This window comes from Streptomyces sp. NPDC088194, assembly GCF_040702025.1.
In the GTDB taxonomy this organism is placed as follows: domain Bacteria; phylum Actinomycetota; class Actinomycetes; order Streptomycetales; family Streptomycetaceae; genus Actinacidiphila.
Genome location: NZ_JBFBIV010000002.1, coordinates 164294 through 183363, shown reverse-complemented (window position 1 = coordinate 183363; position 19070 = coordinate 164294). Strand labels below are relative to the sequence as shown.

General features: G+C 71.3%; 17 protein-coding genes, 1 tRNA gene and 1 pseudogene. 13 read left to right on the top strand and 6 right to left on the bottom strand.

All coding sequences use genetic code 11. The features are described 5' to 3' along the window. Positions 1–606: 606 nt before the first annotated feature. Positions 607–1905 (top strand): hypothetical protein, encoded by a 1299-nt coding sequence (locus AB0399_RS01710; RefSeq protein ID WP_366409906.1) that lies wholly within the window; start codon positions 607–609, stop codon positions 1903–1905. A gap of 86 nt (positions 1906–1991) precedes the next feature. On the opposite strand, the gene AB0399_RS01705 is transcribed toward AB0399_RS01710, so the two are convergent. Both AB0399_RS01705 and AB0399_RS01700 read right to left on the bottom strand, forming a co-directional pair. After that, positions 1992–2645 (bottom strand): FMN reductase, encoded by a 654-nt coding sequence (locus AB0399_RS01705; protein WP_328464968.1) that lies wholly within the window; start codon positions 2643–2645, stop codon positions 1992–1994. Next, on the bottom strand, positions 2642–3769 hold the full coding sequence (locus tag AB0399_RS01700; RefSeq protein WP_366409905.1) for an LLM class flavin-dependent oxidoreductase: 1128 nt from the start codon (positions 3767–3769) through the stop codon (positions 2642–2644). Before AB0399_RS01700 ends, AB0399_RS01705 begins: the two co-directional genes overlap by 4 nt. Before the next feature lie 310 nt (positions 3770–4079). On the opposite strand from AB0399_RS01700, the gene paaA reads away from it, so the two are divergent. From paaA to AB0399_RS01670, 6 genes are all read left to right on the top strand, one after another. After that, positions 4080–5108 carry a 1,2-phenylacetyl-CoA epoxidase subunit PaaA gene (gene paaA / locus AB0399_RS01695; protein ID WP_366409904.1) on the top strand — a complete coding sequence of 343 codons (1029 nt, stop codon included), beginning with the start codon at positions 4080–4082 and terminating at the stop codon, positions 5106–5108. Beyond that, entirely contained in the window at positions 5105–5467 is a 363-nt protein-coding gene (gene paaB / locus AB0399_RS01690) for a 1,2-phenylacetyl-CoA epoxidase subunit PaaB (protein WP_366409903.1), read from the top strand. Before paaA ends, paaB begins: the two co-directional genes overlap by 4 nt. Before the next feature lie 26 nt (positions 5468–5493). After that, the gene (gene paaC / locus AB0399_RS01685; protein ID WP_366409902.1) at positions 5494–6408 is read left to right on the top strand and encodes a 1,2-phenylacetyl-CoA epoxidase subunit PaaC; all 915 of its coding nucleotides are present in this window, start codon (positions 5494–5496) and stop codon (positions 6406–6408) included. Next, complete coding sequence (gene paaD, locus AB0399_RS01680; RefSeq protein ID WP_329368415.1) at positions 6402–6923, top strand: 1,2-phenylacetyl-CoA epoxidase subunit PaaD; 522 nt, start codon at positions 6402–6404, stop codon at positions 6921–6923. Before paaC ends, paaD begins: the two co-directional genes overlap by 7 nt. Continuing rightward, complete coding sequence (gene paaE / locus AB0399_RS01675; protein WP_366409901.1) at positions 6923–8050, top strand: 1,2-phenylacetyl-CoA epoxidase subunit PaaE; 1128 nt, start codon at positions 6923–6925, stop codon at positions 8048–8050. The genes paaD and paaE overlap by 1 nt, the downstream gene beginning before the upstream one ends. A 189-nt stretch (positions 8051–8239) precedes the next feature. Next, a tRNA-Arg gene (locus tag AB0399_RS01670) sits at positions 8240–8312 on the top strand. Positions 8313–8639: 327 nt separating this feature from the next. Here AB0399_RS01670 and AB0399_RS01665 read toward each other — a convergent pair. Further along, positions 8640–9137 (bottom strand): MarR family winged helix-turn-helix transcriptional regulator, encoded by a 498-nt coding sequence (locus tag AB0399_RS01665; RefSeq protein WP_366409899.1) that lies wholly within the window; start codon positions 9135–9137, stop codon positions 8640–8642. 224 nt (positions 9138–9361) lie between these two features. Here AB0399_RS01665 and AB0399_RS01660 point away from each other — a divergent pair, with 224 nt between their 5' ends. The 5 genes and pseudogenes from AB0399_RS01660 (at position 9362) to AB0399_RS01640 (ending at position 14580) form a co-directional block, all read left to right on the top strand. Continuing rightward, positions 9362–9988 (top strand): isochorismatase family protein, encoded by a 627-nt coding sequence (locus AB0399_RS01660; protein ID WP_329368410.1) that lies wholly within the window; start codon positions 9362–9364, stop codon positions 9986–9988. A gap of 245 nt (positions 9989–10233) precedes the next feature. After that, positions 10234–11142 (top strand): glyoxalase, encoded by a 909-nt coding sequence (locus tag AB0399_RS01655; protein ID WP_366409898.1) that lies wholly within the window; start codon positions 10234–10236, stop codon positions 11140–11142. A 29-nt stretch (positions 11143–11171) separates the two neighbouring features. Then, positions 11172–11913: pseudogene (locus tag AB0399_RS01650) on the top strand (PIG-L deacetylase family protein). Between the two features lie 570 nt (positions 11914–12483). Beyond that, a complete protein-coding gene (gene ctaD / locus AB0399_RS01645; RefSeq protein WP_366409897.1) occupies positions 12484–14214 on the top strand; it encodes a cytochrome c oxidase subunit I in 1731 nt (576 codons plus the stop codon). A 27-nt stretch (positions 14215–14241) separates the two neighbouring features. Beyond that, positions 14242–14580, top strand: a complete 339-nt coding sequence (locus AB0399_RS01640) for a hypothetical protein (RefSeq protein ID WP_329368403.1) — start codon at positions 14242–14244, stop codon at positions 14578–14580. 119 nt (positions 14581–14699) lie between these two features. On the opposite strand, the gene AB0399_RS01635 is transcribed toward AB0399_RS01640, so the two are convergent. The 3 genes from AB0399_RS01635 to AB0399_RS01625 form a co-directional block, all read right to left on the bottom strand. Continuing rightward, a complete protein-coding gene (locus tag AB0399_RS01635) occupies positions 14700–15851 on the bottom strand; it encodes an oxalate decarboxylase family bicupin (RefSeq protein ID WP_329368401.1) in 1152 nt (383 codons plus the stop codon). A gap of 136 nt (positions 15852–15987) precedes the next feature. Next, positions 15988–16302, bottom strand: coding sequence for a hypothetical protein (locus tag AB0399_RS01630; protein WP_366409896.1), 315 nt, complete (start codon positions 16300–16302; stop codon positions 15988–15990). 99 nt (positions 16303–16401) lie between these two features. After that, on the bottom strand, positions 16402–17685 hold the full coding sequence (locus tag AB0399_RS01625) for an MFS transporter (protein WP_366409895.1): 1284 nt from the start codon (positions 17683–17685) through the stop codon (positions 16402–16404). Between the two features lie 320 nt (positions 17686–18005). Between AB0399_RS01625 and AB0399_RS01620 the strand changes: the two genes are divergently transcribed. Next, the gene (locus AB0399_RS01620) at positions 18006–18992 is read left to right on the top strand and encodes a 2-deoxy-5-keto-D-gluconate 6-phosphate aldolase domain-containing protein (protein ID WP_366409894.1); all 987 of its coding nucleotides are present in this window, start codon (positions 18006–18008) and stop codon (positions 18990–18992) included. Positions 18993–19070: the final 78 nt, after the last annotated feature.

Here is a 19070-nt window from a genome sequence, read left to right as displayed (position 1 = left end):
GGGCAGATCCTCCGTCCCCGGTTTCGCCGCCTGGTGCTGGTGCGGGGAACCGGAGATCACCCGCGACCGCCATCGGGCGACCGTCCCGGGAGGCGATGACGGTCACGGAGCGGTCGGCCGCGCGGTGGTCGGAGGGGCGCGCGAGCGGGTTGCGGGCCGGCGGCACGGCGGGCGAGCGGCCTGCGGCGCGGGCCGACGGAGCCGGTCCTGTCACGGCCCTGTGTGCCCTGAGCAGCAGACGAACGTCCACCGGCGTGCCCTTCGTGTGACCGACCGCCGCGCGACCCGTGCTTCACCGGGTGTGCGGCACCGACAAAACGATCTTTATCCGAGGGCTCCGTGCGGCTAACGCCGTGTCACCCGGATGGCGCGGCCCGATGAGCACATCGGCGCACGGCGGTGTACGGCGCTCCCGAGTTGCCATGTGCCGGTGCGATGGTCCGCCGATCAGCAGATCCGCGTGATCGACGGTCACCCGTACGTGAACGACTGCGGCTGTTCACGTACGCACTAACACCGCGCGCGGTACGTGCGCCGAGGCCGTTTTCTGGGGTCGGGGGGACGGAGTGCCCGAGCGTTCGGCGAGGTGGCGAGGGGAGGGTGCGGATGGCCGGCGACGCGGACGGCACGCACTCCGAAGGCGCGAGCCAGGCACCGCTCGGCGCCGGGGAGCGGGCGAAACTCGACGCCCTGCGGGCCGGCCTCCCCGCGCGCCACAGGCTGCGGTCGGCGCTGTCAGCCGTCCTGATCGTCCTGGCCGCGCTGCTGGCGCCGCTGAGCGCGGTCGCCGTGTGGGTGGCGGACGACATGGCGAACACCGACCGCTACGTGCGTACGGTCGCGCCGCTGGCGTCGAAACCCGAAGTCCAGGCGGCGGTGGCCACCACCGTCACCGATGCGGTCATGCAGCGGATCGACATCGACACCCTGCTGTCGCAGGTGGCGCCGGACAAGCGGCCCGGCGTCAAGGCGGCGCTGGGCGCGTTGGGCGGTCCGATCACCGAAGGCATCAGGGACCTCGTGCACCAGACGGTCGCCTCCTTCGTGGCGAGCGACGCCTTCAAGACCCTGTGGACGCAGCTCAACCGCCGCACGCACGCCGCTTTCATCGGCGCGCTCACCGGGAACAGCGACAGCGCGGTGCGGATCAACGGTGACGCGGTGACGCTCGACCTGGCGCCGGTCGTCGAGCAGGTCAAGGAGCGGCTGGTGGATCGCGGGCTGACGGTGGCGTCGCACATTCCGCGGGTGCACACGGACTTCACGCTGCTGGAGTCGGATGACGTCAAACGGGCCAGGACGGGGTTCCGGGTGCTGCAACTGGCCGGGAACTGGCTGCCCGTGGTCACCGTGCTGCTGGCCGGCGTCGGGGTGCTGCTGGCGGCACGCCGGCGGCGGGCGCTGGTGACAGCGGCGCTGGCGATCGCCGCGGGGGCGGCGGTACTGGGGATCGGCCTGACGGTGTTCCGGATCGTCTACCTGGACCACCTTCCGACGGACGTCGACGAGCGGGCGGCGGGCGTGGTCTACGACCAGATCGTGCACTTCCTGCGGGAGACGGTGCGCACGGTCATCGTGTTGGGGGTGGTCGTGGCCCTCGGCGCATGGCTGAGCGGCGCCGGGCGGTGGGCGGCGCGGGTCAGGTCGGCGTGGGAGTCGGGGCTCGCGGCGGCCAGGGAGGCCACAGGGATGTCGTTGGGGCCGGTGGGTCCGTGGGTGCACCGGTATCGCCACCTGCTGCACTGGTTGGTGGTCCTGGTGGCGGTGGTCGTCCTTCTCCTGTGGTCGTACCCGACCGGGATGGTCATCTTCTGGATCGCGCTGGCGGCGCTCGCGGCGCTGGCGGTCGTCGAGTTCCTGGACGACCGCCGTCGGGGAGGCGGCCCGAAGGCCAGCGTCCCTTAGCGCGCGCCTTCGTGGCCTTCCGCCGTCAACCCGCCGCCCGGGAAGTCACCCTTGCGAAGACGCGCGTCATCTTCCGTCCCGCGACGTCACCCTTCCACGGCGAGCGCGGCGAGCTGCTGCGCGAACGGCACCACTTCCATGCCGTCCGCCCGGGCCGGCTCCCGCGGCTCCCCCAGGTGCTCCGTCCCGTCGGCCGGGTGCAGCGGCCGGCCGGGACGGGCGCCCAGGAGCGCGGCGAGTTCGGCCGCGGCACGGTCGACGCGGGCGGCCAGCGCGCCGTCGCCGTCCGACGCCCAGTCCTCGGAGGCGGCGTACACCGCGGTGGGTACGACCACTGCCCGCAGGTAGGCGAACAGGGGCCGCATCGCGTGCTCGAGCACCAGGGAGTGCCGGGCGGTTCCGCCGGTCGCCGCGGCCAGCACGGGCAGGCCGGTGAGGGCGTCCTTGTCGATGACGTCGAAGAACGACTTGAACAGTCCGCTGTAGGAGCCGGTGAACACCGGGGTGACGGCGATCAGACCGTCGGCGGAGGTGACGGCTTCGACGGCGTCGCTCAGTGGCGGCGAGGGGAAGCCGGTGACCATGTTCTGCGCGATGTCGGTGGCGAGTTCGCGCAGTTCGATCACCTGGACGTCGACGTCGGCGTGCCGCGCGGTGGCGGCCGCCAGGCGGTCGGCGAGCAGCCGGGTCGACGACGGCTTGCCGAGGCCCGCGGTGACCACGACCAGTTGCTTCGTCATGCCCGCACCTCCTGGGTGTCGGCCGGGGCGCCGGCCGGGTCCTGGTCGCCCTGGTCGCGGCGTGCGACCAGCGCGTCGTGGGTGGGGCCGTCCGGAACCTGTGCCGGGCGCCCCTTGGCGAACTCCTCGCGCAGCACGGGAACGACGTGCTCGCCGAGGATGTCGAGCTGTTCGAGGACCGTCTTCAGCGGCAGGCCCGCGTGGTCCATCAGGAAGAGCTGCCGCTGGTAGTCGCCGAACGACTCGCGGAAGGTCAGCGTCTTGTCGATGACCTCCTGCGGCGAACCGACGGTGAGCGGGGTCTGCTCGGTGAACTCCTCGAGGGACGGCCCGTGCCCGTATACGGGCGCGTTGTCGAAGTACGGGCGGAACTCGCGCACCGCGTCCTGCGAGTTCTTCCGCATGAACACCTGACCGCCCAGGCCGACGATCGCCTGCTCGGGCGTGCCGTGTCCGTAGTGGGCGAAGCGGTCGCGGTACAGGCCGATCAGCCGCTTGAAGTGGTCCTTGGGCCAGAAGATGTTGTTCGCGAAGAAACCGTCGCCGTAGTACGCGGCCTGCTCGGCGATCTCCGGGCTGCGGATGGAGCCGTGCCAGACGAACGGGGGCACGCCGTCCAGCGGCCTGGGCGTGGCGGTGAAGGACTGCAGCGGGGTGCGGAAGCGACCGGCCCAGTCCACGGACTCCTCGTGCCACAGCTTGTGCAGCAGTGCGTAGTTCTCGACCGCGAGCGGGATGCCCTGGCGGATGTCCTTGCCGAACCACGGGTAGACCGGGCCGGTGTTGCCCCGCCCCATCATCAGGTCGACGCGGCCGCCGGCGAGGTGCTGGAGCATCGCGAAGTCCTCGGCGATCTTCACCGGGTCGTTGGTCGTGATGAGGGTGGTGGACGTGGACAGGATCAGATGATCGGTCCGCGCGGCGATGTAGCCGAGCATGGTGGTCGGGGAGGACGGCACGAACGGCGGGTTGTGGTGCTCGCCGGTCGCGAAGACGTCCAGCCCGACCTCCTCGGCCTTCGAGGCGATCGCGACCATCGCCTTGATCCGGTCGTGCTCGCTCGGCGTACGGCCCGTGGTCGGGTCGGTCGTGACGTCGCCGACCGTGAAGATTCCGAACTGCATCTCTGTCCCACCGTCCCATCTGGTTGATTGTTCAACCACACGAACATTCCACCACAGCGCGCTATTCCCGCAGCCCCCACCCCCACCGACCGGCCCACCGGCCCACCGGCCCGTTTGCCCGTCGACCGCGCCACCCGGCCACCGCTCCGCGCCTCGGCTCCGGCCGCCCCCTCCACCGCCACCCGCCGCGGCCGACCCCCGCGGTCGTCCACAGCTCCGCGGTTATCCACATGCCCGCCCTCCCGTGCTTGCGCGGGCCGCCGGAATCGGCGAGACTCGAACCGAACGAATGGTCGGTTGGGAGGCAGCGATGACCGCAGGACCCGCGCGCGCCGCGGACCAGGACGAAGGCCGGGACCAGGACCCCGAGGGCCGGCGGTTCCAGGCCGGCTTCGACGCGACGATCGACAGGGATCAGCGGATCGAGCCGCGCGACTGGATGCCCGAGGGGTATCGCCGCACGCTGGTCCGGCAGATCGCGCAGCACGCGCACTCGGAGATCATCGGCATGCAGCCCGAGGGCGAGTGGATCACGCGGGCGCCGTCGCTGCGGCGCAAGGCGATCCTGTTCGCGAAGGTGCAGGACGAGGCCGGCCACGGGCTGTATCTGTACTCCGCGGCCGAGACCCTCGGCGCCGACCGCGCGGACCTGACCGAGCGGCTGATCTCCGGCCGGCAGAAGTACTCGTCGATCTTCAACTACCCGACCCCCACGTTCGCCGACGTCGGGGTGATCGGCTGGTTCGTGGACGGCGCGGCGATCTGCAACCAGGTGCCGCTGTGCCGCAGTTCGTACGGTCCCTACGCGCGGTCGATGGTGCGGATCTGCAAGGAGGAGTCCTTCCACCAGCGCCAGGGCTACGAGCTGCTGCTGACGATGATGCGCGGGACGCAGGCGCAGCGCGCCATGGTGCAGGACGCGGTGGACCGCTGGTGGTGGCCTTCGCTGATGATGTTCGGGCCGCCCGACGGCGACTCGCCCAACTCGGCCGCCTCCATGGCGTGGAAGATCAAGCGGCACAGCAACGACGAGCTGCGCCAGCGGTTCGTCGACATGACCGTCCCGCAGGCGGAGAAGCTCGGCGTCACCCTGCCCGACCCGCAGTTGCGGTGGAACGAGGAGCGCGGGCGGCACGACTTCGGCACGCCCGACTGGTCGGAGTTGCAGCGGGTGATAGCCGGCGACGGACCGTGCAACACCGAGCGGATCGAGCGGCGCGCGGCCGCGCATGAGGAAGGGGCCTGGGTACGCGAGGCGGCCGCCGCCCATGCGGCGAAGCAGGCCGAGCGGGCCGAGCGGGCGGCCGCGGGGACGACACGGGATGGGGCGGCGGCATGAGCGGCACGGACAACGGCAACGGCGTAGGCGACCGCTCCGGCGGGCCCGGCGAAGCCGCCGGTGCGGCGCCCGCGGGCAAGGGTGACTGGCCGCTGTACGAGGTGTTCGTGCGGGGCAAGCGCGGGCTGAACCACGTCCACGTCGGATCGCTGCACGCCGCCGACGACAGGATGGCGCTCACGCACGCCCGTGACCTCTACACCCGTCGCAACGAAGGGGTGTCGATCTGGGTGGTCCGTTCCTCGAACATCGCCGCGTCCACCCCCGACGAGAAGGACCCGTTCTTCGCGCCGAGCGCCGACAAGGTCTACCGCCACCCGACGTTCTACGACATCCCCGACGACGTCCCCCACATCTGAAGCGCACCCGAAAGGAGGCAGCCCGCATGGACCGCACCGAGACGGCCGACGACGACCACGTCTACCTCTCCCTGACCGAGGAGCACGGCGACACGGACACCCGCTGGGCGTTCGGCACCGGCTTCGCCGACCCGCTGCACGGCGTCGACACCACGCTGCCCGACGGCGTGGACGCGGCCGAACTCGCCGCGGTCTGCCTCGCCCTGGGCGACGACGCGCTGGTCGCCGCCCAGCGCCTCGCCGAGTGGTGCACCAGGGCTCCGGAGCTGGAGGAGGAGGTCGCGCTCGCGAACATCGGCCTCGACCTGCTCGGCCAGGCCCGGATGCTGTACGCGCGCTGCGGCCAGGTCGACGGCACCGACCGCGGCGAGGACGCGTACGCCTACTTCCGCGATCCCGGCGACTTCCGCAACGTGGCCCTCGCCGAACTGCCCAACGGGGACTTCGCGTTCACCGTCGCCCGGCTGCTGGTCCTGGCGACCTGGCGGCTCGCGCTGCTCGGCCGTCTCGCCGCCGGCCCCGACCCGGTGCTCGCCGCGATCGCGGCCAAGGCGGTGCCCGAGCTGACCTACCACCGGCAGTACGCCGCCGACTGGGTGGTGCGGCTCGGCGACGGCACCGAGGAGTCGCACCGCCGGATGCGCGCCGCCCTGGAGGACCTCGCGCCGTACATCGAGGAAGTCCTCACCGCGACCGGCACCGCCGTCCGAGGCGCCCCGGCCGGCCCGGCCGCCGATGCCGACGCCGTACAGATCTCCGGGCCCGTACGCGAGGAGACGCTGGGCGTACTGCGGCAGGTGCTGGCAGCTGCCGGGCTCGACCTGCCCGAGCGGCCCGCGGCGCCCTACCGGGGCCGGCACGGCGAGCACACCGAACATCTGGCCCCGCTGCTGGAGGAGTTGCAGAGCGTGGCCCGCGCCCACCCGGAGGCGACATGGTGACCGCACCCACCCGGCTCGACGAGCAGCGGGCCCGCCGGATCGCGGCGGAGGTCCCCGACCCCGAGCTGCCGATGCTCACCCTCGCCGATCTCGGGGTGCTGCGCGAGGTGCGCACCACGCCGGACGGCACGGTGGTCGCCAGCCTCACACCGACGTACTCGGGCTGCCCCGCACTGGCAGAGATGCGGGCCGACGTGGCAGCGCGGCTGCACGCGGCCGGGTTCGCGCATGTCGAGATCCGCACGGTGCTCGACCCGCCGTGGAGCACCGACCGGATCAGCCCCGAAGGCAGGCGCAAGCTGCGCGAGCACGGCATCGCGCCCCCCGGCCCGGCGCCGCGCAGGGCCGCAGGGCCGGTGCCGCTGGTCCTCGGCGCCACCCGGCAGGCCGTCCCCTGTCCGCGCTGCGGCAGCACCGACACCGAGCAGACGTCGCGCTTCTCGGCGACCGCCTGCCGCTCGCTGTGGCGCTGCCGCGGCTGCCTGGAACCCTTCGAGCACGTCAAGGAGTTGTGATGGCCCCCACCACCACGACCGGCACGGCCGCCGCCGACACGGCGGGCGGGACCGTACGCGCGCGGCGGCGTCCCGCGTTCCACTCCCTGCGGGTGAGCGAGGTGCGGCCGCTGTGCGAGGACGCCGTGACCGTCGGTTTCGACGTACCCGCCGAGCTGGCCGAGGAGTTCGCCCACCGGCCCGGGCAGTCGCTGACCCTGCGGCGGATGGTGGACGGGCGCGACGAGCGCCGCTCCTACTCGATCTGCTCGCCCGCGGGCGAGGCGCCCCGTATAGGGGTACGCGTCGTGCCCGACGGGCTGTTCTCCTCGTGGCTGGTGAACGACCTGCGCCCTGGCGACAGGGTGGAGGTGATGGCGCCCAGCGGGGCGTTCACCCCCGACCTCGGCGCTCCGGGGCATCATGTGCTCATCGCCGCCGGCTCGGGCATCACCCCGATGCTGTCCATCGCCGAGTCCGTGCTCGCCGCCGACGACGTCTCGCAGGTCACCCTCTTCTACGGCAACCGCCGCAGCGACACGGTGATGTTCGCCGACGAGCTGGCCGACCTGAAGGACGTGCACCCGGCACGGTTCCAGATAGGGCACGTGCTGTCGCGCGAGCCGCGCGAGGCGGAGCTGCTGTCCGGGCGCCTGGACGCGGACCGGCTCGCCGCGCTCATCGACGGCCTGGTCGACGTGCCGAGCGTCGACCACTGGTGGCTGTGCGGCCCGCACGGCATGGTCACCGACGCCCGGGATCTGCTCGCGCGGCTGCGCATACCCGACGAGCGCGTCCACCAGGAGCTGTTCTTCGCCGACGACGAGCCGATCACGCCGCTGCGCCACGCGGACGACACCGTCGAGGGCCCGGTCAGCCAGGTCACCCTCATCCTCGACGGTCGCACCACGACCACCGCCCTGCCCACCGGCACGACGCTGCTCGACGGCGCCCAACGCACCCGCCCCGACCTCCCCTTCGCCTGCAAGGGCGGCGTCTGCGGCACCTGCCGCGCCAAGATCACCGAGGGCCGGGCCGACATGCGCCGCAACTTCGCCCTCGAACCCGCCGAGGTCGACGCCGGCTACGTGCTGACCTGCCAGTCCTTCCCCGCGTCCGACACGCTCACCGTCGACTACGACGCCTGATCCGCGGGAGCGAGCCGCCCCCTGCCGTACGGGCCCGCCCCCGCCGTACGACCGGCCCCGCCCCGGCGCGGCCGGCTGCCCGCGCGGTCGCGTACCGCGAGGCGCACCGCGAGGTCCGTACGGCTCCGCGGCGACCCGCCGGCAACCGGTACAGTGTCACCGCACCACTTCGGTGGTGCGCACATCCCCGCCCCAGTAGCTCAGGGGATAGAGCACGGCTCTCCTAAAGCCGGTGTCGCAGGTTCGAATCCTGCCTGGGGCACAACGTCAGAGCTGTCCTGACCTGCGTCTTCGTCGGCCCGATGGTCGCTTTCCCGGTCTTGGGTCCACGCAGTCGGCGGCGGCCGGCGCCGCCTCCCGGGTGGCGATGGCCGACGGAGGGCTGGAGCACGTCCGGGAGTTCCCCGCGGTCCCCCGGGCATACGCGGTCCCCCGGGCATACGCGATCACCCGAGAGCGGTGGAATTCCTCAAGTCCGGTGCCATGCGGGCCTGTTCGGCGGCTGCGCACCCGGCGGCGGGGCCCGGCGCGGGCTGCGCGGGCGGGCTTGGGGTGCTGCAACGCGGTTTCGGTGGCGGCGAGTTGCTCGTCACACAGGGTCGCCCGGTTGCCCTGGTGACGTCCCGCCGCCCCGGCTGTTGTGGGGGGCCTGGCGCTGGAGCTCGGCCACACGATGGAGGGCGGTCTTGAAGGCGGCGTACTCCTGCGCGCCCAGTGCCGCCGCGTGGCGCTCCTCGATGGCGCGCATGATGGAGGCGGCCGCCTCCATCTGGAGCAGGCCGCGCTCGGTGGGGTAGATCAGCTTGGCACGGCGGTCCGCGGGATCGGGTTTGCGTTCGACGTAGCCCATGCGTTCGAGGTCGTCGATGAGGGTGCCGATGACCTGCTTGTGCTGCCCGGAGGCGCGGGCGAGTTCGCTGGCGCGGATGCCGTCGGCACGCAGGTGGGCGAGGACGGCGCCGGTGCGGGGGTGGATGTCGTCGAAACCCTGCTCGGCGAGCGTGGTGAACAGCTCGCGCTGAACGGACGTGAGGACCCGGGCGGCGAGCACGCCGAGGTCCGGCTCGGGGGCCGGGTGTCCTGACAACGTCTCTCCCGTCCTGGCGCTCGTCCGCCACCGTGGTGCGTGACCAGCGATTCTAGCGACGTCCGCCCCCGGCGGGCCGGGCATCGCCCCGGATTCCGGGCGGCCCTTCCCCAGCATTGCTTGCACCCCAGGGGGCCGAGGCATAGCATCAAAATAGTCACCAAGTTTGACTATCAAGTTTGGTGACCAATGCGGAGCACGGCCCAACCCTGAAGGAGCGGATGATGAGCGAGCGCAGCAGGTTCCAGGAGTCGATCACCAGGGAGAACGCCGCCGTCGTGCTGGTGGACCACCAGGTGGGCCTTCTGTCCGGCGTCCGGGACATCCCGGTCGGCGAGCTGAAGCACAACGTGGTGGCACTGGCCCGGGCGGCGACCGTGCTGGACATCCCGCTGGTCGTCACCACCACCGCGGCGGACAGCATGTGGGGGCCGACCACTCCCGAACTGGTCGAAGCCCTGCCCGCCGGGCAGAAGATCATCGACCGCAGCACGGTCAACGCCTGGCACGACGACCGGGTCCGCGAGGCCGTCGAGGCCACCGGCCGGCAGAAGTTGATCATCGCCGGAGTGTCGCTGGAGGTGTGCGCGGCACTGCCCGCGATCTCCGCGACGGCCGCCGGGTACGACGCGTACGTCACCGTGGACGCCTCCGGCACCTTCAGCCGGACCAAGCGGGAGGCCGGACTGCTGCGGATGCAGCAGGCGGGCGTCATGGTCAGCGACTACGCCACTCTCATGGTCGAAGCCCTGGCCGACAACGCCGCCCCCGAGTCCGGCGCCCTCTATGCCGCCCTCGACATGCCGTTCGCCGTCCTGGTCGGCCAGATCTCCGCCGCCTACCAGGCGTAGGGCCCACAGACCGCCGCCCGCCCGCACACCGGCCGACACGCTCCCGACGCGCACCGGCGCGGGAGGCGCGGCGACCCGAGGGCAAGCACGATCAGCCACCCTCTCGGGTGCCCCGGCGGCTGCCGCCGGTCCGCGCTGCCGGGGTTTCCCCCCACCAGGAAGGTCGGACATGAGTCTCAGGTCATACGGCAGGTACGGCAGGACCATCTCGGTGGGCGCGGCAGCCACGGCGGTCCTCGCGGGGGGTGCTGGGCGCCCCGGGGGCGACCGCGGCCTTCGCCCACACCCCGGCCCGTGCGGCCTCGGCGGCCTCGGGGGTCGCCGCTCGGGCCAAGGCCATGGCGCTGGGCCCGCAGTACAGCGCCGTCCACGTCTACGTGCAGCCGGGACGACTGGAGGCCTTCGCCAGGAGCTGGGTGGGGACGTTCGGCGGCAGCTACGTCAAACCGTTCACCACGCAGCTCACCCCCACACCGAGCTCCGCCCTGGCCACCCAGGTCTTCTCGCCCGTGGCCCTGCTGTCGGTGTTCGACTTCACCACCCCCGTGCCCTACCCCTTCGGCCAGGAACGCACCGGGTGGGGCGTCACCGACACCGCCGCGGCAACCCGGCAGGCCCAGGCGGCCGGAGCCGGTTCCCTGGTCGCGACCTTCGCCGACCCGATCGGCCACGACAGCGTCATCCAGTTCCCCGGCGGCATCGACACGCAGCTCTGGCACGAGACCACGCTGTCGCCCGGCCCCTTCCCGGCTCTGACGACGGTGCCCGACAACCGGGTCTACGTTCCCCGGGACACACTCCCCGCCTTCCTCAAGTCGTACCTGGCCTTCACCAAGGGCCGCGTCGTCCTGGACGACCCGCACGCCGACGGCGCCCAGATCGGCGCGCCGGGCACCACCTACCACCGCATCGCCATCACCTCGGCGTACGGCGACACGGTCGTCATGTCGACCAAGGACGGCTACTTCAACCACCCCTTCGGGGACGAGGTCAGCGGCATCGACGTGCCGGACCTGACCGCCACCCTGGCCAAGGCCCGGGCCCACGGCGCCACCGTCCTGTGGGGCCCGTACACCGGTCGGGGCGGACACAGCGCCGTAGTCCGCTTCCCCGGAGGCTTCGTCACCGAAATCCACGACGGCGCCCTGCGCTGACCAGCCGGACCTCGACAGGAAGGAAACAGATGACTGAGCAGGCGCCGACGCGCTACCAACCTCTCGACGAGGACTGGCACACCGCCCTGGCGATCGTCGCCCACCCGGACGACATGGAGTACGGCGCGGCCTCGGCCGTGGCCCGCTGGACGGCGCAGGGCAAGACCGTCGTCTACGTGATGGTCACCAGCGGCGAGGCCGGCATCGCCTCCCTCGACCCTGCCGAGTGCGGCCCCCTTCGGGAGGCCGAGCAGATCGCGTCCGCGGCGCTGGTGGGCGTCGACGTGGTGGAGTTCCTCGGCCACCCGGACGGCGTGGTCGAGTACGGGCTGCCGCTGCGCCGCGACATCGCCCGCTGCGTGCGCCGGCATCGGCCCGAGGTCGTGGTCACCACGAACTTCCGAGACACCTACGGGGGGTCGTTTCCCAACCAGGCCGACCACATCGCCGTCGGCCGGGCGGTGCTCGACGGTGTCAGGGACGCGGGCAACGGCTGGGTGTTCCGGGAACTCGCCGACGAGGGGCCATCCGTCCTGGAACGGCGTTCGCATGGTCCTCGCGGCGGGCTCGCCGGAGGCAGCGCACGCGGTCGACACCACCGGCCACTTCGCGAGCGGTGTCGCCTCACTCAAGGCGCACCGGGCCTACCTTGCCGGGTTGGGCGGGGACATGGCCGACGCCGAGGGGTTCCTGGAGTCGTCCGGGCGGACGGCCGGGAGCCGGCTGGGTGTGACCTACGCGTCGGCGTTCGAGGTCCTTCGGCTGAGCTGACGACGGGGCGACCACGGGCGACGCATCGCTCAGGTCCGCTCGGCCGACGGTGCCGGGCCCGCGTGAGCCGTCATCCGGCCAGGATTTCCGCCCGAGTTGGCGGTGGGGCCCGATCCCGGCTCGATGATCTGCCGGACGGGCAGGGGAAGTAGCCGCTCAGGGTGCGGGGAGCGAGCTCGACGGACGGCCCGGCCCCACGTCCAGGGCAGCCCGCAGCCCGCAGCCGTAACCGGCAACCGGCAGCCCGGCAACCCGGCAACCCGGCAACCCGGCAACCCACCGTGTGAGGTGATGCGCGGTCCTGACCAGCCGCGGCAGGGCCCAAGTCCCCGACTGCGCCGACGATCGAAGCTCCGGTCGCCGCCCCGTGCGGCCGGAGCTTCCGCTTCCCCGGCCGGCAGCGGGAGCTGGCGTCGCGTGGCAACAGCCCTGTGACGCAAGGCTCTTCCGCGATTCTCGACGCGCGTTGGGCCGTTCGGGCGAAGCCCCGGCGGGCCCAGCGGCGCTTCCGACCGGTAGTCGCCATCCTGATCCCCGTGGCCATTTCGGCCCAGGCGAAGGAGCGTTGAGGTGACCGATCGGGCTGCCGCGGATGTGGCAGAGCAGGACGACTCGTACGAGGACGAAGTACCCGTCCGCCCCAAACGGGCCGGTTCCGCGGTGGTGTCGTGGCTGAGCACCACCGACCACAAGACGATCGGCAGTCTGTATCTGGTGACGTCGTTCGCGTTCTTCCTGATCGGCGGCGTCATGGCGCTGCTGATGCGGGCGGAGTTGGCGCGTCCGGGGAACCAGTTCCTGTCCAACGAGCAGTACAACCAGGCGTTCACGATGCACGGCACCGTGATGCTGCTGATGTTCGCGACGCCGCTGTTCGCGGGCTTCACCAACTGGATCATGCCGCTGCAGATCGGCGCGCCCGATGTCGCTTTCCCGCGGCTGAACATGCTCGCCTACTGGCTCTATCTCTTCGGCTCGCTGATCGCGGTGGGTGGATTCCTCACCCCGCAGGGCGCGGCCGACTTCGGCTGGTTCGCGTACTCGCCGCTTTCCAACGCGGTGAACTCGCCCGGTATCGGTGCCGACATGTGGATCATGGGTCTGGCGCTGTCCGGATTCGGCACGATCGTGGGTGCGGTCAACTTCATCACCACGATCATCTGCATGCGCGCCCCCGGCATGACGATGTTCCGGATGCCGATCTTCTGCTGGAACGTGCTGCTGACCGCGGTGCTCGTGCTGCTCGCCTTCCCGGTGCTGGCCGCCGCGCTGCTGTGCCTGGAGGCCGACCGGAAGTTCGGGGCGCACGTCTTCGACGCGGCCAACGGCGGCGCGATCCTGTGGCAGCACCTGTTCTGGTTCTTCGGCCATCCCGAGGTGTACATCATCGCGTTGCCGTTCTTCGGGATCGTCTCCGAGATCATCCCGGTGTTCGCCCGCAAGCCGATGTTCGGCTACATCGGGCTGGTCGCCGCGACGATCTCGATCGCCGGCCTTTCGGTGACGGTGTGGGCGCACCACATGTACGTCACCGGGGCCGTGTTGCTGCCCTTCTTCTCGTTCATGACCTTCCTGATCGCGGTACCGACCGGGGTGAAGTTCTTCAACTGGGTCGGCACCATGTGGAAGGGCTCGCTGAGTTTCGAGACGCCGATGCTGTGGTCCATCGGCTTCCTGATCACGTTTCTCTTCGGCGGGCTGACCGGTGTCATCCTGGCGGCGCCGCCGCTCGACTTCCACGTCTCGGACTCGTACTTCGTGGTCGCGCACTTCCACTACGTGGTCTTCGGCACCGTGGTGTTCGCGATGTTCGCCGGATTCCACTTCTGGTGGCCGAAGATGACCGGCAAGATGCTCGACGAGCGGCTCGGGAAGATCACCTTCTGGACGTTGTTCGTCGGCTTCCACGGGACCTTCCTCGTCCAGCACTGGCTGGGCGTCATCGGAATGCCGCGCCGCTACCCGGACTACCTCGCGGCCGACGGCTTCACCACGCTGAACACGGTCTCCACGATCAGCTCGTTCCTGCTCGGCCTGTCGATGCTGCCCTTCCTCTACAACATCTGGAAGACCGCGAAGTACGGCAGGAAGGTCGAGGTCGACGACCCCTGGGGATACGGCCGTTCCATGGAGTGGGCGACCTCCTGCCCGCCGCCGCGGCACAACTTCCTCACCCTGCCCCGGATTCGCTCCGAGTCCCCCGCGTTCGACCTGCACCACCCGGAGATCGCTGCCGCCGACGACGAGGCCAACCGCCCCCACACGTCGACAGCCGCCGCCTCCGGCGACAGCCGCGGATAACCCGCGCCGACCACCGAAGGCACGCCCATGCAGCCGGACAAGAACGACGACCACGGGCTGTGGCGGATCGAGGGATACCTCATGGGCCACGCGGAGGTGGAGCGGGCCCGCAGCCAGGCCCGCTCCTTCACCGACCAGTTGCCCTGGCTCACCACCGCCCAGCGCGAGGAGGTCGAGCGGGTCTACGTCGTCGAGCGCACCGCCGCCGCGCACGCGATGTTCCAGCGGATCTGCGAACGCGCCGCCGAACTCCGGGCCGAGTACACGGAACGCTACCTGCGGCTCAAAGCGCGCTGCGTGGCGGTGACGGCCACCGGCACGTTCCTGCTCGCCGGAGTCGGCACGCTCGCGCTCCGGCTGAGGTGACAACCACCTTGCTGTGCTGGGCCGTTCGGGCAGCCAGGGGTTCGAGGGTTCCGACACGGGGGTGGCCCGGCGACCGGGTGGTGGGTCCGGTCGCCGGGCGGGGGGTGTGCGGGGTGCGTTCAGGGGCGGAAGATGGGCTGCTTCTCGCGGCGGAGGGAGTTCATGACGTTGTCGCCGACTTTGAGGTGGTGCTGGACGAGTTCGCGGGGGGTCAGCGCCATCCACTGGACGAGGCTGATGTCCTCGAAGCGGGGTGCGCGGAACATCTCGAGCATCTTCAGGGGGGTGTCGCCGGTGTTCTCGATGTAGTGGCCCATGGCGAAGGGGACGTAGCCGACGTCGCCGGACTGGAAGTCGTAGGTGCGGTTGTGGCCGGAGTTGGCGAAGACGCCCATGCGGCCCTGGCCGGAGATGTAGTACTGCCATTCGTCGTTGTTGGGGTGCCAGTGCAGTTCGCGGATGGCGCCGGGGTCGATCTCGACGAGTGCGGCGGCTGTGGTGGTGGAGGCGGCGAAGTTGGTGGAGTCGACGACGCGGACGGTGCCGCCACTGGTGCGGGTGGGGGTCTGGGCGTCGAGGTTGTGCTTGAAGCTGCGGGGGACGTCGCCGGTGGGGCTGATGATGCGGTCGGATTCCAGCGGGGGCGGGACGGCGCCGTTGAACATGTAGAGCTCGGAGGTGGGGATGGCGTCGAAGTCCTCTTCGGCGACGCCGAAGTTCTTGGCGAGGACGGAGCGGGGGGTGTGGTTGAACCAGTCGGTGACCTGGAAGGTGTTGTTCTCGGAGAACTGCCCGTCGTTGAAGACGAGGAGGAACTCAACGCCGTCGTCGAGGGCTTGGATGTGGTGCGGGATGCCCTGGGGGAAGAACCACAGTTCGCCGGCGGAGACGTCTTCGAGGAAGGCGTGGCCTTCCTGGTCGACGGCGCTGATGCGGCAGCTGCCTTCCAGGACGTAGGCCCATTCGGATTGCAGGTGCCAGTGCAGTTCCCTGATGCCGCCGGGCTTGAGGCGCATGTTGACGCCAGCGAGGGTGGTGGCGATGGGCAGTTCGCGTTGGGTGACCTCGCGGGCCCACCCGCCGGCGTCCAGGCGCATGTGGGCTTGGCCGAAGGGGTACTTCAGGCTGGGCATGGTGCCGGCGTCGGTTTCCGGGGGGACCAGGACGTCCGGGTTCTGCAGGTCCACCAGGGTGTTGCGGGGGCCGGGGTCGGTGGCGCCCTGACCGTCACGGATGGGCTGCGGCGTGCTGCGCCGGGTGGTCTGGGTCATGACGGAAGTCCTTTCAGGCAGTTCAGGCAGTTCAAGCAGTTCAGGCGGTTCAGGCGGTTCAGGCGGTTCAGGCGGTTCAGGCGGTGGACGGTCCACGGGTGGGTTGACGGGGTGGGTTCGGACCCACGTCCGGCCCTCATCGACGCGGCTCCGCGCCTGGGCGGCCGGGCGCGGCCAGCGGGCGCCGGCCACGGAGGAACAGGCGGGCGGCGACGCGTAGGACCAGGAAGGCGGCCACGACCGCTCCTCGGGCCAGCACGTGCTGGGTTGCCGCCAGCACGACGGCGGACAGCAGGATCGCGTCGTAGATCCAGCGCGAAACGAGGGGGCGCCGGAATCGGCCGGAGGAGCCGAAGAGGCTGAAGTGGCCGAAGTGTCCGGATCGATCCGACGGAATGCGTTCCGCATACCGGCAGGACGACCGGGAGGACGCGGAGTGGTGGGCGAACACGGTTTCCCCTCTCGTCGCGTGTACCGTCCCCCGGCAGCGGAGTACCGGGGCACTACGAAGAGCCTGGGACGATCGGATCACCGACGCGTCACCGCGCCGTCACCTGCGCCAGGGCCGCCGGGTTGGTGCGGGAGCCGTCATCGTCGCCGCGGCGCCCCGTGGCGGCCGCTGGGCCCGCGGGGTGCGGCCGACGGCTGCCGCGGCCAGGCAGGAGAGCGCGCCGAGGCCGACGCCGACGCGCGGGTCGAGCCCCTGGGAGACGGCGCCGATGATCGGGGCGCCGATCGGGGTACTGCCGACGAGCGCGATCGACCACAGGGCCATCACCCGCCCCCGGTAACGGGAGTTGGAGGCGAGTTGGACGGTGGCGTTGCCGGTGGACAGGAAGAAGATGGTGGCCACGCCCACCAGGAAGCAGGCACCGAACGCCGCGGCCAGCGTCGGGGCGACGGCGAGCAGCCCCATCGCCGTGGCGTAGCCGATCGCGATCCGCCGCAGGCGCGGCACGCCGGTCCGCTCCTGGCCCAGGGCGTAGATCCCGCCGGCCACGGCGCCGAGGCCGAACGAGCCGAGCAGCCACCCGTAGGCGTCGTCGCCGGCGCCGAAGGTGTCGTGCGCCAGCAACGGGAAGCTGACCTCGAACTCGAAGGCGAACGTCCCGACAAGCGCCATCATGACCACCGGCCGGATGATGTCCGGCACCCCTGCCGCGTAGCGCCACCCGGCCCGCAACTGCCCGCGCCCCCGCGGAACGGGCACCGCCGGGTGCAACTTCCCGGTGTCCAGGGCGAGGAGCGACGCGATCACCGCGAGGAAGCTGGCGGCGTTGATGACGAAGCACCAGCCGATCCCGGCCGAGCCGACCAGCAGCGCGGCGATCGTCGGACCGATCACCCGGGCCACGTTGACGAGGGTGGAGTTGAGGGTGACGGCGTTGCGGACCAGGGCGGGGCCCACGACCTCGGAGACGAACGCCTGCCGGGCCGGGTTGTCGAGGGCGCTGAAGGTGCCGAAGGCGACGCCGAGCACGAACACCTGCCACAGCGCGACCCGGTCGGTGAGGACGGCCACGCCGAGCAGCAGGGAGACCGCACCGAGCCCGAACTGCGTGACCAGCAGCACCCGCCGCTTGGAGAACCGGTCCACCAGCAGCCCGGCATAGGGCGACAGCAGCAGCACCGGGGCGTAACGGGTGGCCGTGGTCAATCCGAGCAGCGCCCCGGAGTGCGTCAGGTGCAGGACCAGCAGGCCCTGGGCCACCGTCTCGACCCAGGTACCGATCAGCGACAGTGACTGGCCGCTCACGTAGCGTCGGAAGTTGCGGACGGTCAGCGCGGCCCCGAGCTGGTGCAGCCTGTTCGACGTCTTGGAGGTAGCCGGCATCGGTGTGGTCGCTTTCAGACCGGAATCCCACAGGTCCCGAGGGCGCCGCCATCACGCGGCCCACCCCGTTCCCCGGGTGGCACGCGGCCCGCCCGGCCAGCAAAGCACACCCGCGCGGCAACCTCATGCGGACAGCCCGCGCGCCCCGCCTGTTCCGCACCCGGAAGGGCGTTCCGGCCGTTCCCGGTGCTCATGGACGCCGGCCAGCGTTGGACAGGCCCGGCCGCCGGCCGCAAGCTGGATTCCTGTGATCATTTCCGCCGACCTGTGGACATTTCCGCCGAGAAGCCGAGAAGCCGATAAGCCGAGAAGAGGTCATCATGTCCGACGTTCCTCTCGCCGAGCCGGAGAAATCGGCAGCGGCCACGCCCGACGGGAAGGCGCTGCTCATCCTCGCGGCGGATCACAGGAACAGCCTGGAACGGGACCTCTACCAGCTCAGCGGGCCCCCCGAACCGGCTCAGGCGGCCCGGATCAGCGCCGACAAGCTCCTCATCTACCAGGCCCTGCTGGACGCCGCGGGCAAACTCCCGGCCGGCCCGCAGCCCGGAATCCTCATCGACGAGCAGTACGGCGCGGCGGTCATCGAACTCGCGGGCCGCTCGGGCGGCGCGATCAACCTGTCCGTGCCGATCGAGGCCAGCGGGAGCGACTGGTTCGAGTTCGCTTACGGCGACCAGTGGCGGCGGCACGCGGAGTTCTTCCCCGCCGACCATGCGAAGGTCCTGGTCCGCGACAATCCGGGGTTCGACCCGGGCCGCCGCGCCCAGCAGGCCGCCGACCTGGCCCAGGTCTCCTCCTGGGCCGAGGACGCCGGCCGGCCGCTGATCCTGGAACTGCTCGTCCCGGCGAGCGACTCCGACCGGCAGGCCCTGGGCGAGGACACCGACCGGTACGACGCCGAGGTCCGCCCCGGCCTCACGGTCTCCGTCATCGAGTACCTGCAGGACCACGGCGTGCAGCCGGCGATCTGGAAGATCGAAGGGCTCGAACGCCACGAGGACACCGAGGCCGTGCTGGCCGCCGCCCGCCGAGGCGGCCGCAGCGCCGAGTGCATCGTGCTCGGCCGGCACGCACCGCACGACCGGCTCGATCACTGGCTGAAGGTCGCGGCACCCGTCGCCGGGTTCGTCGGGTTCGCGATCGGCCGCAGCATCTGGTGGGACCCGCTGCACGCGCACCTGCGCCACCGCTCCACCGCCCGTGAGGCCCGCCGGCGGATCGCCGCCAACTACCTCGACTTCGCCCGCTACTACCTGATGGCACGCGACGGCGAACTGCCCGGCGCCAGCAGCCCGTTCTGGTGACGGCGGCCGGCCGACGACCGGTCGGCGCGGACATCGAACGGCGGGCCGGAGTCCGCCGAACGCGGTGACCCCGGCGTA

Bases quoted from the DNA above. Each gene is read 5' to 3' on its own strand.
- paaB (WP_366409903.1), top strand. From the start codon at position 5,105: ATGAGCGGCACGGACAACGGCAACGGCGTAGGCGACCGCTCCGGCGGG.
- paaD (WP_329368415.1), top strand. From the start codon at position 6,402: ATGGTGACCGCACCCACCCGGCTCGACGAGCAGCGGGCCCGCCGGATC.
- AB0399_RS01660 (WP_329368410.1), top strand. From the start codon at position 9,362: ATGAGCGAGCGCAGCAGGTTCCAGGAGTCGATCACCAGGGAGAACGCC.
- paaA (WP_366409904.1), top strand. From the start codon at position 4,080: ATGACCGCAGGACCCGCGCGCGCCGCGGACCAGGACGAAGGCCGGGAC.
- AB0399_RS01705 (WP_328464968.1), bottom strand. From the start codon at position 2,645: ATGACGAAGCAACTGGTCGTGGTCACCGCGGGCCTCGGCAAGCCGTCG.
- AB0399_RS01640 (WP_329368403.1), top strand. From the start codon at position 14,242: ATGCAGCCGGACAAGAACGACGACCACGGGCTGTGGCGGATCGAGGGA.
- AB0399_RS01620 (WP_366409894.1), top strand. From the start codon at position 18,006: ATGTCCGACGTTCCTCTCGCCGAGCCGGAGAAATCGGCAGCGGCCACG.
- AB0399_RS01625 (WP_366409895.1), bottom strand. From the start codon at position 17,685: ATGCCGGCTACCTCCAAGACGTCGAACAGGCTGCACCAGCTCGGGGCC.
- AB0399_RS01710 (WP_366409906.1), top strand. From the start codon at position 607: ATGGCCGGCGACGCGGACGGCACGCACTCCGAAGGCGCGAGCCAGGCA.
- AB0399_RS01635 (WP_329368401.1), bottom strand. From the start codon at position 15,851: ATGACCCAGACCACCCGGCGCAGCACGCCGCAGCCCATCCGTGACGGT.
- paaE (WP_366409901.1), top strand. From the start codon at position 6,923: ATGGCCCCCACCACCACGACCGGCACGGCCGCCGCCGACACGGCGGGC.
- paaC (WP_366409902.1), top strand. From the start codon at position 5,494: ATGGACCGCACCGAGACGGCCGACGACGACCACGTCTACCTCTCCCTG.
- AB0399_RS01700 (WP_366409905.1), bottom strand. From the start codon at position 3,769: ATGCAGTTCGGAATCTTCACGGTCGGCGACGTCACGACCGACCCGACC.